Here is a 13,739-nt window from a genome sequence, read left to right as displayed (position 1 = left end):
AACTCCCTCAACCCGGCAATGGTTCCCTCGCCGTCGCTTTCTCGCAAGCGAAGCCGGCGATTAAGGTAAAATTTGATTTAATGTCGAACGTTCCCTGGAGACGCCGTGAAACTGCGCTGGGTCGCTTGCCCCTTGATTTTTGGCCCTCAAACCTCGATATCGGGCGCAAATCCAAACCATTCGGAATGACGGGAAACGGCGATGAGCGACCAGGCAAAAGACGAACGCGCGCCCGAGGATATCGAGCCTGCCGAGGCCAGTGGCGAGCGTCCGCAGGGCAGCGTCGACGGCGACTATGAGGCGCTGGTGCGGCTGCTGAAGGAAAACGAGGAACTGAAGGACCGCGCGCTGCGCGTGGCGGCCGAGATGGAGAACCTGCGCCGCCGCACCGCGCGCGACGTGCATGACGCGCGCACCTATGCGGTCGCCAATTTCGCCCGCGACATGCTGTCGGTGTCCGACAATCTGCGCCGCGCGCTGGACGCCATTCCGGCCGAGGCAAAGGCTGGCGGAGATGCCGGCTTCAAGGCGCTGATCGAGGGCGTCGATCTCACCGAGCGCGCCATGCTTTCGGCGCTGGAACGGCATGGGGTGAAGAAGCTTGCGCCGGAGGGCGAGAAGTTCGATCCGAACTTCCATCAGGCGATGTTCGAGGTGCCCAATCCCGACGTTGCCGCCGGCACCGTCGTCCAGGTCGTGCAGCCGGGCTATTCGATCGGCGACCGCGTGCTGAGGCCGGCCATGGTCGGCGTCGCCAAGGGCGGCCCGAAGGCCGCGGCCACCGAGGCGCCGGTCGAGCCCGGCCCGGTGAACGAGCAGGCCGAGAAGGATGCGTAGTTAAGGGAGTAGGGCAGTAAGGGAGTAGGGACAGCGGCGGGACTATTCACGCGGCTTGTGCTATCTAGAGGTCCCTATTCCCCTACTCCCTTACTGCCCTATTCCCTTATTCCCATGAACCTCATCGAGCTTCTCGACTATGCCGGCGTCGCCGTCTTCGCGGCGACAGGGGCGCTTGCCGCTTCGCGCAAGCAACTCGACATCATCGGCTTTCTGTTCCTGGCCTGCGTCACCGGTATCGGCGGCGGCACGCTGCGCGACGTCATCCTCAACCTGCCGGTGTTCTGGGTCGGCAACCGCGATTATGTGCTGATCTGCGTGGTGGTCGCGGTGCTGGTCTTCTTCAGCGCCCATCTGGTCGAATCCCGCTACAAATTGCTGCTCTGGCTCGACGCCATCGGTCTCGCCGCCTTCTCGGTGATGGGCGCCGCCAAGGGCCTCGCCATCACCGGGTCCCCGGTCGTCGCCACCATTACGGGCGTGCTGACCGCAACCTTCGGCGGTATCCTGCGCGATCTTCTGGCGGGCGAGCCATCGGTGCTTCTGCGGCCCGAGATCTACGTCACGGCTGCGCTTGCGGGTGCGGCGCTTTTCACCGTCGGCGATCTTGCCGGCCTGCCGCCATTGGCGGCCGGTCTGGTGGGTTTCGCCGCGGCATTCGCGGTGCGCGGCGGCGCGCTCAAATTCGGCTGGGCCTTCCCGGCCTACAAGAGCAGGCCCGGGCGGCGGCCGGAGGATATTCCGTGATGGAGGGATTAGGGAATAGTCAGTAATCAGGGGAGCGTGAACGTGATGTCTTCCCCTACTGCCTACTGCCTACTGCCTACTGCCTACTCGCGTCAGGCCGCGAAGCGCTGGCCTTCCCCGCCATAATAGTTGACGTAGCGCGCGCCGATCTCCTTGACCGGCATGACGACGAAGACGTCGACGGTCGAGAATTCGTGATCGATGACGCAGCCGTCGCCGATGCGGGCGCCGACGCGCAGGTAACCCTTGACCAGCGGCGGCATGGACGCGATGGCCGCCTTGGCGTTGACCGCTTCGATCGGCATCAGGTCCATGGAGCAGTAGCGGCCGGCAACCGCCTTGACGTCCCACGCCGAATTGGTGCGGCAGTGATGGGCGAGGTAGGTTAGCGCCTCGGCATGCGCCGCCGGCACGATGCCGTGGAAGGAAGCGCAGCCCGTCATCACGCCAATGCCGTAGTGGTTGATATAGGCCCAGATGCCTTGCCACAGCGCCTCGATGGTGCGCTTGGAGCGGTATTCCTTAAGCACGCAGGAGCGGCCGAGCTCGAGAAAACGCTGGCCGGGATGACGGGCGATCAGATTGGTCAGTTCGAACTCGCCCTCGGAATAGAAGCCGCCAGCCGTCGCCGCGATCTCCTGCCGCAGCAGCCGGTAGGTGCCGACGATGCGGCGATGCTCAGGGCCGGGAAGCGATGTGTCGAACACCAAAAGGTGATCGCAGAGCGGATCGAAACGATCGGCGTCGCGCCGGTCCTGCGCCTGGAACAGGTCCTTCCTGGCGCCAAGCTCGTCATAGAACACCCGGTAGCGGACCTCCTGCGCGGCAGCGATCTCGGCTTCGTTGCGGGCAAGCCGGACTTCGAGATTGCCAATGCGGCCGAGAGGGGCGCCTGTTGCGACGGCATCAGCCGTCCGCGTGGCGAGCAGGGCGCCGCCCGCGTTCGGCCGAGTGTCACATTCCGGCATAACTGTATGCACGAGTGATTCTCCTTCGAGCCATCCCTCTTGGCACGGGGATACGGTGTAGGTGCAACAGGATTGTGACAGTACCGTGATACGGCGCGGCGGGCAATACTTCGTCGGCTGGCGAATGCCCTCAACCGGCTACCTTAACGAAGCAAAGCCAAGCGATCCAAGGGCGATTGCCGGGGCAAAAAAATCAGGCCGCGACCTGCGCCTCGACGGCGCTGACCAGAGCATCCGGATCGAGCGGCTTGGTGACGAAGCCGCTGGCGCCGTGCGCCAGCACCGTATGGCGGGTCTTTTCCTGGCTGTCCGCCGACAGCACCATGATCGGAACCGGCGGCACCGCCAGCGCCTCTTCGTGGCGGCGGATGGCGGCAATGGCATCCAGCCCGTCCATGACCGGCATGTGCAGGTCCATCAGCACAACATCGAAGCGATGCTTCAGGCCGGCATCGGTGACGGCCTCGACGGCGGCCTTGCCGTTGCCGACCACCTTGACGCGGTGTCCGGCCTTCAGAAGCGTGGCGCGGGCGAGCATGGCGTTGATGTCGTTGTCCTCTGCGATCAGCACCGACAGGCCGTGCTCGCCGCGGCGGCCGCCGGCGCGCGCGGGCGGTGCGCCCTGCCTGTCCGTCTGCGGCAGCGCAACGGCGGGCGCATGGCTGGTCAAAAGCACGCGCAGCAGCGTCTCGCCGCGCACCGGCCGCGCCAGGAAGGTGGCATAGCCATTGGCGCGGAATTCGCCGAGCATGCCGCGGTCGGTCGGCGCGATCAGCGTGATCGCCTCGCAATCGGCAAAGCCGCCCTGGCGCAAGCGCTTGAGCAGGCGCCCGTCGCCGTTCTCCATCGCGGCGTCGACCAGAAGCGCATCGCAACCCGCCGCGAAAGGCGTTGCCTGGGCGAGCGTCGTCGCCAGTTCGACGGCGCCGCCATGGGCGCGGATGGTCCGCGCGATGGCGTCGGCCTCGACCGCGTTCTTCGACACGATCACGGCACGCCGGCCGGACAGTATGTCCTGCCGGTTTTGCGGCGGCTCGGTCGCCGCCACCGCCGGAAGCTCGAAGACGAATTCGGATCCCTCACCGAGCCGGCTCGACACGGAGATCGAGCCGCCCATGGCGGTCACCAGGCGCCTGGAGATGGCAAGGCCGAGGCCGGCGCCGCCATGCACCCGGGTCGAGGTGCCGTCGGATTGCTCGAACTCCTCGAAGATGCGTTCCATGTCCTCTTCGCGCAGTCCCGGACCGGTGTCGGCGACGGTGAAGCAGATGCGGTCGGTGGTTTCGGTGCGCGCCCGCGCGACACTGAGCAGCACGCCGCCGGTGTCGGTGAACTTGATGGCGTTGCCGATCAGGTTGAGCAGCACCTGGCGCACCCGGCCCGGATCGGCGGTGATCATCTGCGGAACGTCGGGCTCGACATGGCAACCAAGGCCGATGCTTTTGGTGAAGGCACGTGACGCCATCAGTTCGATGATGTTGTCGGCGATCTCGCGCACAGATGTCGGCTGCGGCTCGGGGTCGAAGCGGCCGGCCTCGATCTTGGAGTAGTCGAGCAGGTCCTCGATCAGGGCGAGCAGCGCGCTGGCCGAGGTCGAGACGGCGCCCACATAGGTGCGCTGCTCGGGCGACAGATCGGTGTCGACCAGGAGCTTGGCCATGCCCATGATGCCGTTCATCGGCGTGCGGATCTCATGGCTGACGGTGGCGAGGAAGCGCGACTTGGCCTGGCTGGCATATTCGGCGCGCTCGCGGGCGGTGATCAGCGAGGATTCGGCGCGCTTGCGGGCGGTGATGTCGCGCGCGATCGCCCGGTGCGAGACGGCGCCGTTGTCCTTGTCGCGCACCGACAGCTCGATCCAGGAAAACCAGCGCGGACCGCTCGGCGTGCGGATGGCGACGTCGGTGGAGCTCAGACACTCATGATCCGAGAAGGCGGCGTCGGGAACGATGCCGACATCGATGCCAAGCTCCGACAAGCTCTTGCCGGCGAGGTCGCGCTGATCGATGTCGACAAGGTCGGCGAAAACCTTGTTGGCGTAGACGATATGGCCGTCGCGATCGCGATGGACGACGAGGTCGCCGAGCGCGTCGATCAGCCCGCGAAACCGCTCCTCGCTTTCCTGCATCTCCCACATGCGGTCAGCGAGCGTCTCGATCTCGGCGCGGTTGCGGGCGGCGGTCTCGTCGAGCAGAGCCGTGGCGCGGCGTTCGTTGCGCTTGCTGCGCAGATGCATGCCGAGGCCGGCAAGGCCCGTCACCAGCAAACCGAGGGTGACGAAGATCGGCGCGCCGGTCAGGTGAGCCAGCCCGGCCAACACCGCGATGGCGACGACGGTCAGGAAAGGCAAGCCTTCGGGATTGGCCGGGGGGAGCACGGGCGCCAGCGGCGGCGGGGCGACAAGCTGCCGCTTCGGCGCGTCGGGGCTTGGCCCGCCCACGCCTTCGGCACTCTGCGCCGCCTTGATGCCGGATTCCGCGATCATGCGGAAAGCCTTGCCACAGAGAGATTATGGAAGGCTGCGGCGGATCGTTCGAATTTTAACAGTCGCGCGGTTTTCGCCCTATCCGCGGCTCACATATCGACCACGACGCGGCCCCTGATCCTGCCGTCGACGATGTCGCGCGCGGCGTCGATTATGCCGTCAAAACCGATGGTCCTGGACAGCGTCGCGAGTTTCCTGTGGTCGAGATCGGTGCCGATGCGGCGCCACGCCTCGAGACGCACCGCCTTCGGCGCCATCACCGAATCGATGCCGAGCAGCGAGACGCCGCGCAGGATGAAGGGAGCGACGCTCGCCGGCAGGTCCATGCCGCCGGCAAGCCCGCAGGCGGCCACAGCTCCGCCATAGGCGGTCATCGACAGTACATTGGCGAGCGTGTGGCTGCCGACCGCATCGACGCCGCCGGCCCAGCGTTCCTTGGCGAGCGGCTTTGCCGGCTGCGTGAGCTCGTCGCGCGAGATCACCTCGGCGGCGCCGAGGTCGATCAGATAGGGGCTTTCGGCATTGCGGCCGGTCGAAGCGATGACATGGTAGCCGAGGCTGGAGAGGATCGAGACCGCGACCGAGCCGACGCCGCCGGCCGCACCGGTCACCACGACCGGGCCGCGATCCGGCACGATGCCATGCCGCTCGAGCGCCATGACGCTGAGCATGGCGGTGTAGCCGGCGGTGCCGACCGCCATCGCATCATGCGGGCTCATGCCCTCCGGCAGCGGCACCAGCCAGTCGCCGTTGACACGGGCGCGGCCGGCAAAGGCGCCGAAATGCGTCTCGCCGACGCCCCAGCCGTTGAGGATGACCTTGTCACCCTTGCGCCAGTCGGCATGCGAGGAGGAGATGACGGTGCCGGCGAAATCGATGCCCGGCACCAGCGGCCAGCGGCGGATGACCGGCGCCTTGCCGGTGATGGCCAGCCCATCCTTGTAGTTCACGGTCGTCGCCTCGACCGCGACGGTGACATCGCCCTCCATCAGGTCGGCTTCGGTGAGGTCGGTGACGGCGACCGACTGCTTCTTGTCGGCGTCGCGCGAAACGAGGATGGCTTTGAAGGTATCGGACACGTTCTTCTCCCGGCTGTGCGGTGCTCGGACTGTGCGGCGACGGCCGCGCGAGGTCAATCTTGCGAGGTCTTGGGCTGGCGCCGCCAGCCGATCAATTCATCGAAGAGGACCAGCGCGGCGCCGACCGAGATGAAGGCATCCGCCAAATTGAAGACGGCGAAGGACCAGACCGGCGTGTGGAACAAAATGTAGTCGATGACATGGCCGTAGGCGACGCGGTCGATGACATTGCTCACCGCGCCGCCGATGATCAGCGCGAAGCCGGTCCGGGCAACCGCGTGGCCCGCCGGCGTGCGGGTTGCGAGGTAGAGCACGAAGGCGACGACGAGGACGGCAATCACCACCAGGCCGGTATCGCCGAAGGACTGGAACATCGAGAAGGCGATGCCGGTGTTGTAGGTGCGGAACAGCGCCAGGAAGGGCAGGAGATCGACCTTCTCCTGGAAGGTGAGGCCGCTTTTCACCAGGTGCTTGATCCACTGGTCGAGCGCGATGGCGACGACGACCAGCAGGGCGTAGGGGGACCACGACTTCACGGTTTGATGCCCTCTTGTTTGACCATGACCCTGTCCGAATACCGGACGCCATTTCTTGGCATCATGGTCTAGTCCGGGCCCAGCTTCAGCGCGGCGCGCCGGATCTCGAACAGCATGATGCCGGTGGCGACCGCCAGATTGAGTGAATCGGCGCGGCCGGCTTGCGGAATCCTGAGCAGACGGTCGCAGCTCTCGGCCAGGCTGTCGGGCAGGCCCTGCTGCTCGTTGCCCATCAAGAGCAGCACCGGCCCCCTGGTAAAATCGACCGAACGGTAATCGACCGCGCCCTTCAGATGGGTGCCGGCGACGAGGCCCGGAAAGCCCTTGCGCCAGGCCAGAAAAGCCTCCGGCGTCGCCCTGGCGACGGGCACGGCGAAGATCGAGCCCATGGTGGCGCGCACGGTCTCGACGGAAAAGGGATCGGTGGTCTCGCCGACCAGGATGACGCCCTTGGCGCCGACGGCATCGACGGTGCGGATGACGGTGCCGAGATTGCCGGGATCGCGCACCCGGTCGAGCGCCACCCAGACGTCGCCATCCGTGGCGCGAATGTCCCTCAGTGGCAGCACCTTCTGGGCAAAGACGCCGACCACCATTTGCGGGTTGTCGCGGCGGGTGATCGCCGCCAGCACCTTTTCGGAGACTTCGAGCACGGTGCCGCCGGCGGCGACGGTGCGCGCCGCGACCTTCTCCACCGCCGCATTGCCGCGTCCGGCCTTGGCGAAGACCAGCGTGCGGATATGCCAGCCGAGATCGACCGCGTCGATGACCAGCTTCAAGCCTTCGGCCATGAAGGCGTTCTGCTGGTCGCGGAATTTCTTCAGCGCCAGCGCCTTGATGTCCTTGACCAGCGGGTTGGCGAGGCTGGTGACCTCCTTCACCTGGCCGACGGCGCGGGAGCTCTCATAAGCGTTCATTCAGGCCACCCAGCGCGAGAACAGCGAGGTCGACAGCGCGCGGCCGGCGGATTTCTCGCGGATGATCAGCTCGCCCGATTCGACCGTGCCGCCCATGCCGGCGAAGGTGTCGCGCATCAGGGCATGGATGGCGAAGAATGAAGCGCGGATCGAATAGGCGGTCAGCACAACGGCGAGCGGCTTCGGCGTCAGGATTGAGCGGCAGAGGTCGGTCAATCCGGGCAGGTCGTCGAACAATTGCCAGACCTCGCCCTTCGGGCCGCGGCCATAGGCGGGCGGGTCGAACAGGACGATATCGTAGCGGCTGCCGCGGCGCTCCTCGCGCTCGGCGAACTTCACGGCGTCCTCGACGATCCAGCGGATCGGCTTGCTGGCGAGCCCGGCCATCTCCTGGTTTTCCCGGGCCCAGCCGATGGCCTTCTTGGACGCATCGACATGGGTGACCTCGGCGCCGGCGCGGGCTGCCACCAGCGAGGCAAGGCCGGTATAACCGAACAAGTTCAGTACCTTGACCGGCCGTTTGGCGGCCATGATCAGCCCGGCCATGTGATCCCAGTGGGAGGCCTGTTCGGGAAAGACGCCGACATGGCGAAACGAGGTGAAGCGGCCAAGATAGTCGATGCCGTCATGCTTCATCGGCCAGGTTTCGCCGAGCGGCGTTTTCGGGAAGCGCCAGCGGCCGATGCCCTCCTCGTCGGTGTCGCCGGTGAAGATGGCGTCGGCGCGCTCCCAGTCCCTGGCCGGCAGCGCCCGCTGCCAGATCGCCTGGCCCTCCGGCCGCACGATGCGATAGGGGCCGTACTGCTCGAGTTTTTGGCCGGCGCCGCTATCCAGCAGAGCGTAGTCGGCATTGGGCGCCACTTCGAGGATCAGTGGCAGCCGCTCGGTCGGCAGCGCGCCCTCGCGGCGCGCAAGGACGCGCGGCGCGGATTTGGGTTCGGGGCGGCCCTGTGGCTCCTGCCTCGTTGCCGCGCCGGCCTCGCGGGGATGCGATTGGGCGGCATTGGCTTTGGCGGGCTGGCGCGGACGGTTGTCGCGGTTTCGATCGCGAAAGGATTTCAAGAACACTCTCCGGAACGGCAGGCCGCTTTTGACATAGGGCCATCGGCGGCGCAACAAAATGGTCCGACGTCCGTGATGGACCTCAGCGGGGGAAACGGGCAAATCTGGGCCATGTCCCGCTCCGAACGCCTGCTCGACCTGATCCAGATCCTGCGCCGCCACCGCCGGCCGGTGAGCGGGCGCACGCTCGCGGGCGAAATGGGCGTCTCGATCCGCACGCTCTACCGCGACATCGCAACGCTGCAGGGGCAGGGCGCGCCGATCGAGGGCGAGGCGGGGCTGGGCTATGTGCTGAAGCCTGGCTTCATGCTGCCGCCGCTGATGTTCACCGACGAGGAGATCGAGGCCGTCGTGCTCGGGTCGCGGTGGGTCGCCAAGCAGCCGGACAAGCGGCTTTCGGCCGCCGCCACCGATGCGCTGGCCAAGATCGCGGCGGTGCTGCCGGATGACCTGCGCGAGGATCTCGACGCCACCGCGCTGCTCGTCGGGCCGGGCGCCGAGGCCACCGAAGGCATCGACCTTGGCCTGGTGCGCCTGGCCATCCGCAACGAACGCAAGCTCGGGTTCCTCTATCGGGATGGCGCAGGCGCCCAGTCCCAGCGCATGGTCTGGCCCTTCGCGATCGGCTTCTTCGACAAGGTGCGGGTGTTGGTCGCCTGGTGCGAGACGCGGCAGGATTTTCGCCATTTCCGCGCCGATCGCATGTCCGGCCTCAACGCCACCGATGTGCGCTATCCGCGCCGGCGCCAGTCGCTGCTCAAGGAGTGGCGGGCAACGCTCGACACGACGCAAGCGGGTCGGGATGCGTCGAAAGGCACCGGCCGCTGATGGCTGCTGCCAGAATCTGACAGTGGTGGTGCGTAAGGTCCTCCAATCGAAGACACGTTGGAGAACAGCAATGGACACCCCCAATTTCGTCATCCTCTATGTCGACAGCCCGGAGCGGAGCGGCGCCTTCTACGCCGCGCTGCTCGGGCGGCAGCCGGTCGAGGCATCGCCGACCTTCGTGCTGTTCGTGCTCGACGGCGGCTTCAAGCTCGGCCTGTGGTCGCGCCATACGGTGGAGCCGGCGGCGGCGGCCGCGGGCGGCGGCGCCGAGATCGTCTTCGCGCAGGACACGCCGGCGGCGGTCGACGCCGCCCACCGGGACTGGGCGGGTCGCGGCCTGAACATCCTGCAGGCGCCGACCGACATGGATTTCGGCCGCACCTTCGTCGCGCTCGATCCCGACAATCATCGGCTGCGCGTCTATTGGCTGAACGACGGGGACCAGGCATGAGCGCGCATTGGATCGCCGTCGCCTCGGCCGCGCATGTCCGGGTCGGCCGCGCGGGCGGCTTCATGCAGGTCAACCACGGCAGACTGGCGCCGTTGCGCCGCATCAGACCCGGCGACGGCATCGCCTACTATTCGCCGAACACGGTGCTCGGCGAAAGGGACGGCCTGCAGTCGTTCACGGCAATAGGCACCGTGCGTGAAGGCGATCCCTACCAGGGCGAGATGGGCGGCGGCTTCACGCCATTCCGGCGCGATGTCGCCTGGGCGAAGGCGGAGGAAGCGGCGATCAAGCCGCTGCTCGACAGGCTGGACTTCACAGCGGGCAAGACGAACTGGGGCTATCAGCTGCGCTTTGGCCTGTTCGAAATCGACGAACACGATTTTCGGCTGATTGCCGAGGCCATGGGTGCCAAGGCCTCCGAGGCAGCCTGAGTCAGCGGCAGGCTGCTGACACCAGGCTGTCATCAGCCTCGTGCAACAAGCGCATCATCACCTGATCCGCCGCGCTTGCCCCAAGGAGAACATTATGGACTTCGTCTCGATCCGCATCATCACCGACCAGATCAAGCCTCTGGTGGCATTTTACGAGGCGATCACCGGCTTGACGGCGACCTGGTTCACTCCGGATTTCGCCGAACTGGCAACCGCCTCCTGCACGCTGGCGATCGGCAGCACGCGCACCCTGGCGTTGTTCGGAGCGGATGTGGCGGAGCCGGCCGCCAATCGTTCGGCAATCATCGAGTTTCGCGTTGCCGACGTCGACGCGCAATATCGCAGGCTGGCGGAGACCATCGGCGCCTTCGTGCAGACGCCGACGACGATGCCATGGGGAAACCGATCGCTGCTGCTGCGCGATCCCGATGGCAATCTGGTGAATTTGTTCACTCCGGTCAGCGCCGAAGCGATCAGGAAGTTCGATCGCAAGGCTGTGGCGCCGGCAGACGCTATCGCTTGAGCGCCTTGTAGACGGCAATGCCGGCGGCAAGGTCCTCGAGCGCGGCGCCGACCGACTTGAACAGGGTGATCTCGCCGTCGCTTTGCCGCCCGGCCTTCTCGCCGCGCGCCAGCTCATGCAGGTCGGCAATGATGGCATCCGGCTTCAGCACGCCGGCGGCGAGCGGCTGGACAATGTCGCCCGCTTCCTTGGTGGCGCCGGCGCGAGTGTCGACATAGACGCGGGCGCGCCGGATGGCGTCGTCGTCGCTCTCGCGCATCGTCGGCGTGAAGCCGCCTACCAGGTCGACATGAGCGCCCGGCTTCAACAACGCGCCCCTGACCAGCGGCTGGGTGGTTATCGTCGCCGAGGAGACGATATCAGCCTCCGCAAGCTCGGCGTCGAGGTCTTCGGCGACGCTGGCCGGCAGCCCCTCGGCGCGCAAGCCGGCGGCGACCTTTTCGGCATTGGCCGGGGTCCGGTTCCAGATGCGAATGGCAGTGATCGGCCGCACCGCCGAATGCGCCTTGGCAAGGAAGGTCGAAAGCGCCCCGGCGCCGACGATCAGCAGCCGCGAGGCGTCCTTGCGGGCGAGGTAGGAGGCGGCAAGCGCCGAGGCGCAAGCGGTGCGCCATTGCGTCAGCCGCTGGCCGTCGATCAGCGCTTCCGGCTCACCGGTCGTTCCGTCGAGCAGCAGGTAGAGACCCATCACGGCCGGCTTGCCGATGGCGTTGTTGTTGGGCGAGACGGTGACGATCTTGACGCCGATATGGCCACCCGCCGAGGTGCCGGCGGCGTTGAAGTCGGTCCAGGCCGGCATCAACAGCAACGTCGAGGCCTCGCCGTCGGGACGTTCGACGGTGTGATGATGGCGGACCGGCTGCACGGCGCCGTCACGGAAAGCAGTGCGCAGCGTCTCGACCAGCCCGGGAAAGGTCAGCGCCTGGTCGACCTCGGCGGCCGAAATGGTCAGCATGAAAGACTCCGTGCAGTGAGGGCGCCCGCGAAACGGAAACTCTTGCGGCATCCCTGGCGCGCGCCCTGAAGGGTCACGCGGCGTTGCAATGCTTCAGGCCGTCGGCTTCGGCAGGGCCGGGCCCTGCGGCGCCTGCGGCGCGCGGCTGACCGCCTGGCGCAGGTTCTCGGCCTCGACGCCGCGCTGGCGCGCCAGCTTGCGATAACGGCCCTGCTTGACCCAGGTCGCCATGCTGCCGACGATCATGCCGACGGCGAGAGCCAGGAACAGGAAGATGAAAAGCGGCAGCTTCAGCGTCAGCGCCGGATTGCCGGGATTGAACGGGTCGAGCGTGAAGGCGACCGGCTCGCGGTTGGCGACGGCCAGCGCGATCAGGATGATGGCCAGCGGCACGAAGACAACGACGAGCATGAAGCGGTTAAACATCTGATTTCCTGTCGAAAGCAGGCCTGTCGGAAGGCCGGCGCACGAATTCGCGCCTATTTGCCGCCGTTAAGCCTTTCGCGCAATTCCTTGCCGGTCTTGAAGAACGGCACCCACTTCTCCTCGACCTCGACGGATTCGCCGGTGCGCGGGTTGCGGCCGGTGCGGGCGGGACGGTTTTTCACCGAAAAGGCGCCGAAACCGCGCAGCTCGACCCGATTGCCTTCGGCAAGGGCGTCGGTGATCTCGTCGAAGATGGCGCCGACGATGTTTTCGACGTCGCGCAGGAAAAGATGCGGATTGCGTGTGGCAATAATTTGCACAAGCTCGGATTTGATCATGAGAACGGCTCCCCTGAAAGCACTTCAGTCAAATTATGAGGATGATTTTATTTGCTTTTTCGCTCGTCCCAAACGGCTCGTCAAGGGTGCCAGACCGAAACGAGACCGTCAAGAAACAAGCGGTCCGCTCCAATTTCGTGAATGACGTCGCCGCCGGCGTCGGGCAGGCCGAGCGCGCCAGCGATGGTTTTCGCCATTGTCTTTGAGAACAGGAAGCCGCCGTGCCGTTCGGTGTCCTTCCACTCCACAACCTTGAGCTTGGCGTCGACGCCCTTGGTCGCCAGCCAGCCGATCGCCTCGGTCTCGCCGCCGACGGCGTCGATCAGATGGTTGGCGAGCGCCTGCCTGCCGGTGAAGATCGAGCCGTCGGCAAGCGCCAGCGCCTGCTCGTGGGTCATCTTGCGGCGGTCGGCGACGATGCCGACGAACCAGTCATAGCTGTCGAGGATGAGCTTGCGGACCATGGCGCGCTCGTCCTCATTGGTCGGCTTGAAGGGCGAGGGCGAGGCCTTCAGCGGCGAGGATTTCACCTCCTCGAGCTTGATGCCGAGCTTGTCCATCAGGCCGCTGACGTCCGGATACTGGATAAGCACGCCGATCGAGCCGACGATCGAGGATTTGCGCGCGACGATATGGTCGGCGGCGCTCGCAATCATGTAGCCGGCGGACGCGGCGAGCGTGCCGACTTCCGCCACGACGGGCTTGTCGCCGGCGAGCTTGCGCACTTCCTCGAAGATCGATTCACCGCCGACCGTGGTGCCGCCGGGCGAGTCGATCGACAGGATGACGCCCTTCACCCTCGGGGATTCGCGGATGGTCTCCAGCCGCTTGATGAGCTCCTCATCCTCGGTGATGGTGCCTTCGATCCGGACCTTGGCGATATGGTCGACGGCCGAGCCGCTGAAGTCGTCGCGATAGACCCAGGTCGACAGGGCGATCAGCGCGATGGCCGCGACGATGAGCGCGGCAACACGCCAGAACGTCACCTTGCGGCGCAAACGGCGGCGGTCGATCAGGTCATCGGCTCTCATTGCCATGGTCAGCCTCTCGGTCGGTGGGAAGAGTTGCTTTTAAAGCAAGCGTCCGCGCCCGGCTACCGTTTCCTGGCGGGGTTGCGTCAAAGCGTCCGCGCGACGCGAGGCGGTGCTTCATGAAA

Annotated in this window: 16 protein-coding genes; 6 read left to right on the top strand and 10 right to left on the bottom strand. The window is 66.2% G+C overall.

The features are described from left to right. Window positions 1-201 precede the first annotated feature (201 nt). The gene (gene grpE / locus EN786_RS03285; RefSeq protein WP_127282396.1) at window positions 202-837 is read left to right on the top strand and encodes a nucleotide exchange factor GrpE; all 636 of its coding nucleotides are present in this window, start codon (window positions 202-204) and stop codon (window positions 835-837) included. A 114-nt stretch (window positions 838-951) separates the two neighbouring features. Next, a complete protein-coding gene (locus tag EN786_RS03280) occupies window positions 952-1,584 on the top strand; it encodes a trimeric intracellular cation channel family protein (RefSeq protein ID WP_127282397.1) in 633 nt (210 codons plus the stop codon). A gap of 92 nt (window positions 1,585-1,676) precedes the next feature. On the opposite strand, the gene EN786_RS03275 is transcribed toward EN786_RS03280, so the two are convergent. The 6 genes from EN786_RS03275 to EN786_RS03250 form a co-directional block, all read right to left on the bottom strand. Continuing rightward, window positions 1,677-2,564: a GNAT family N-acetyltransferase gene (locus EN786_RS03275; protein WP_127282398.1), complete on the bottom strand. Its 888-nt coding sequence runs from the start codon at window positions 2,562-2,564 to the stop codon at window positions 1,677-1,679. A gap of 181 nt (window positions 2,565-2,745) precedes the next feature. After that, the gene (locus EN786_RS03270) at window positions 2,746-5,037 is read right to left on the bottom strand and encodes a PAS domain-containing hybrid sensor histidine kinase/response regulator (RefSeq protein ID WP_127282399.1); all 2,292 of its coding nucleotides are present in this window, start codon (window positions 5,035-5,037) and stop codon (window positions 2,746-2,748) included. A gap of 89 nt (window positions 5,038-5,126) precedes the next feature. Continuing rightward, complete coding sequence (locus EN786_RS03265; RefSeq protein WP_127282400.1) at window positions 5,127-6,116, bottom strand: MDR family oxidoreductase; 990 nt, start codon at window positions 6,114-6,116, stop codon at window positions 5,127-5,129. Window positions 6,117-6,169: 53 nt separating this feature from the next. Next, a complete protein-coding gene (lspA, locus tag EN786_RS03260) occupies window positions 6,170-6,652 on the bottom strand; it encodes a signal peptidase II (protein WP_127309356.1) in 483 nt (160 codons plus the stop codon). A 68-nt stretch (window positions 6,653-6,720) separates the two neighbouring features. After that, window positions 6,721-7,569: an RNA methyltransferase gene (locus EN786_RS03255; protein ID WP_127282402.1), complete on the bottom strand. Its 849-nt coding sequence runs from the start codon at window positions 7,567-7,569 to the stop codon at window positions 6,721-6,723. After that, window positions 7,570-8,631: a class I SAM-dependent rRNA methyltransferase gene (locus tag EN786_RS03250; RefSeq protein ID WP_127309355.1), complete on the bottom strand. Its 1,062-nt coding sequence runs from the start codon at window positions 8,629-8,631 to the stop codon at window positions 7,570-7,572. A 111-nt stretch (window positions 8,632-8,742) separates the two neighbouring features. Here EN786_RS03250 and EN786_RS03245 point away from each other — a divergent pair, with 111 nt between their 5' ends. The 4 genes from EN786_RS03245 to EN786_RS03230 all read left to right on the top strand — a co-directional run bounded on the left by EN786_RS03245 (window position 8,743) and on the right by EN786_RS03230 (window position 10,864). Next, window positions 8,743-9,459, top strand: coding sequence for a YafY family protein (locus EN786_RS03245; protein WP_127309354.1), 717 nt, complete (start codon window positions 8,743-8,745; stop codon window positions 9,457-9,459). 70 nt (window positions 9,460-9,529) lie between these two features. After that, entirely contained in the window at window positions 9,530-9,910 is a 381-nt protein-coding gene (locus EN786_RS03240) for a VOC family protein (protein ID WP_127309353.1), read from the top strand. Continuing rightward, window positions 9,907-10,341: an EVE domain-containing protein gene (locus EN786_RS03235; RefSeq protein WP_127309352.1), complete on the top strand. Its 435-nt coding sequence runs from the start codon at window positions 9,907-9,909 to the stop codon at window positions 10,339-10,341. Before EN786_RS03240 ends, EN786_RS03235 begins: the two co-directional genes overlap by 4 nt. 94 nt (window positions 10,342-10,435) lie before the next feature. Further along, window positions 10,436-10,864: a VOC family protein gene (locus EN786_RS03230; protein ID WP_127309351.1), complete on the top strand. Its 429-nt coding sequence runs from the start codon at window positions 10,436-10,438 to the stop codon at window positions 10,862-10,864. On the opposite strand, the gene EN786_RS03225 is transcribed toward EN786_RS03230, so the two are convergent. The 4 genes from EN786_RS03225 to sppA all read right to left on the bottom strand — a co-directional run bounded on the left by EN786_RS03225 (window position 10,854) and on the right by sppA (window position 13,620). After that, window positions 10,854-11,819: an ornithine cyclodeaminase family protein gene (locus tag EN786_RS03225; protein WP_127309350.1), complete on the bottom strand. Its 966-nt coding sequence runs from the start codon at window positions 11,817-11,819 to the stop codon at window positions 10,854-10,856. The two genes, EN786_RS03230 and EN786_RS03225, sit on opposite strands and share 11 nt — an antisense overlap. A 93-nt stretch (window positions 11,820-11,912) precedes the next feature. After that, on the bottom strand, window positions 11,913-12,245 hold the full coding sequence (locus tag EN786_RS03220) for a DUF1049 domain-containing protein (RefSeq protein ID WP_127282409.1): 333 nt from the start codon (window positions 12,243-12,245) through the stop codon (window positions 11,913-11,915). Window positions 12,246-12,298: 53 nt separating this feature from the next. After that, a complete protein-coding gene (locus EN786_RS03215) occupies window positions 12,299-12,583 on the bottom strand; it encodes an integration host factor subunit beta (RefSeq protein ID WP_006200394.1) in 285 nt (94 codons plus the stop codon). An 80-nt stretch (window positions 12,584-12,663) separates the two neighbouring features. After that, window positions 12,664-13,620, bottom strand: a complete 957-nt coding sequence (gene sppA, locus EN786_RS03210) for a signal peptide peptidase SppA (protein WP_127309349.1) — start codon at window positions 13,618-13,620, stop codon at window positions 12,664-12,666. Window positions 13,621-13,739 lie beyond the last annotated feature (119 nt).

Source organism: Mesorhizobium sp. M4B.F.Ca.ET.143.01.1.1 (assembly GCF_004792275.1).
In the GTDB taxonomy this organism is placed as follows: domain Bacteria; phylum Pseudomonadota; class Alphaproteobacteria; order Rhizobiales; family Rhizobiaceae; genus Mesorhizobium; species Mesorhizobium abyssinicae.
The sequence above is the reverse complement of the archived record's forward strand: the minus strand, read 5'-3'. Positions and strand labels throughout refer to the sequence as shown.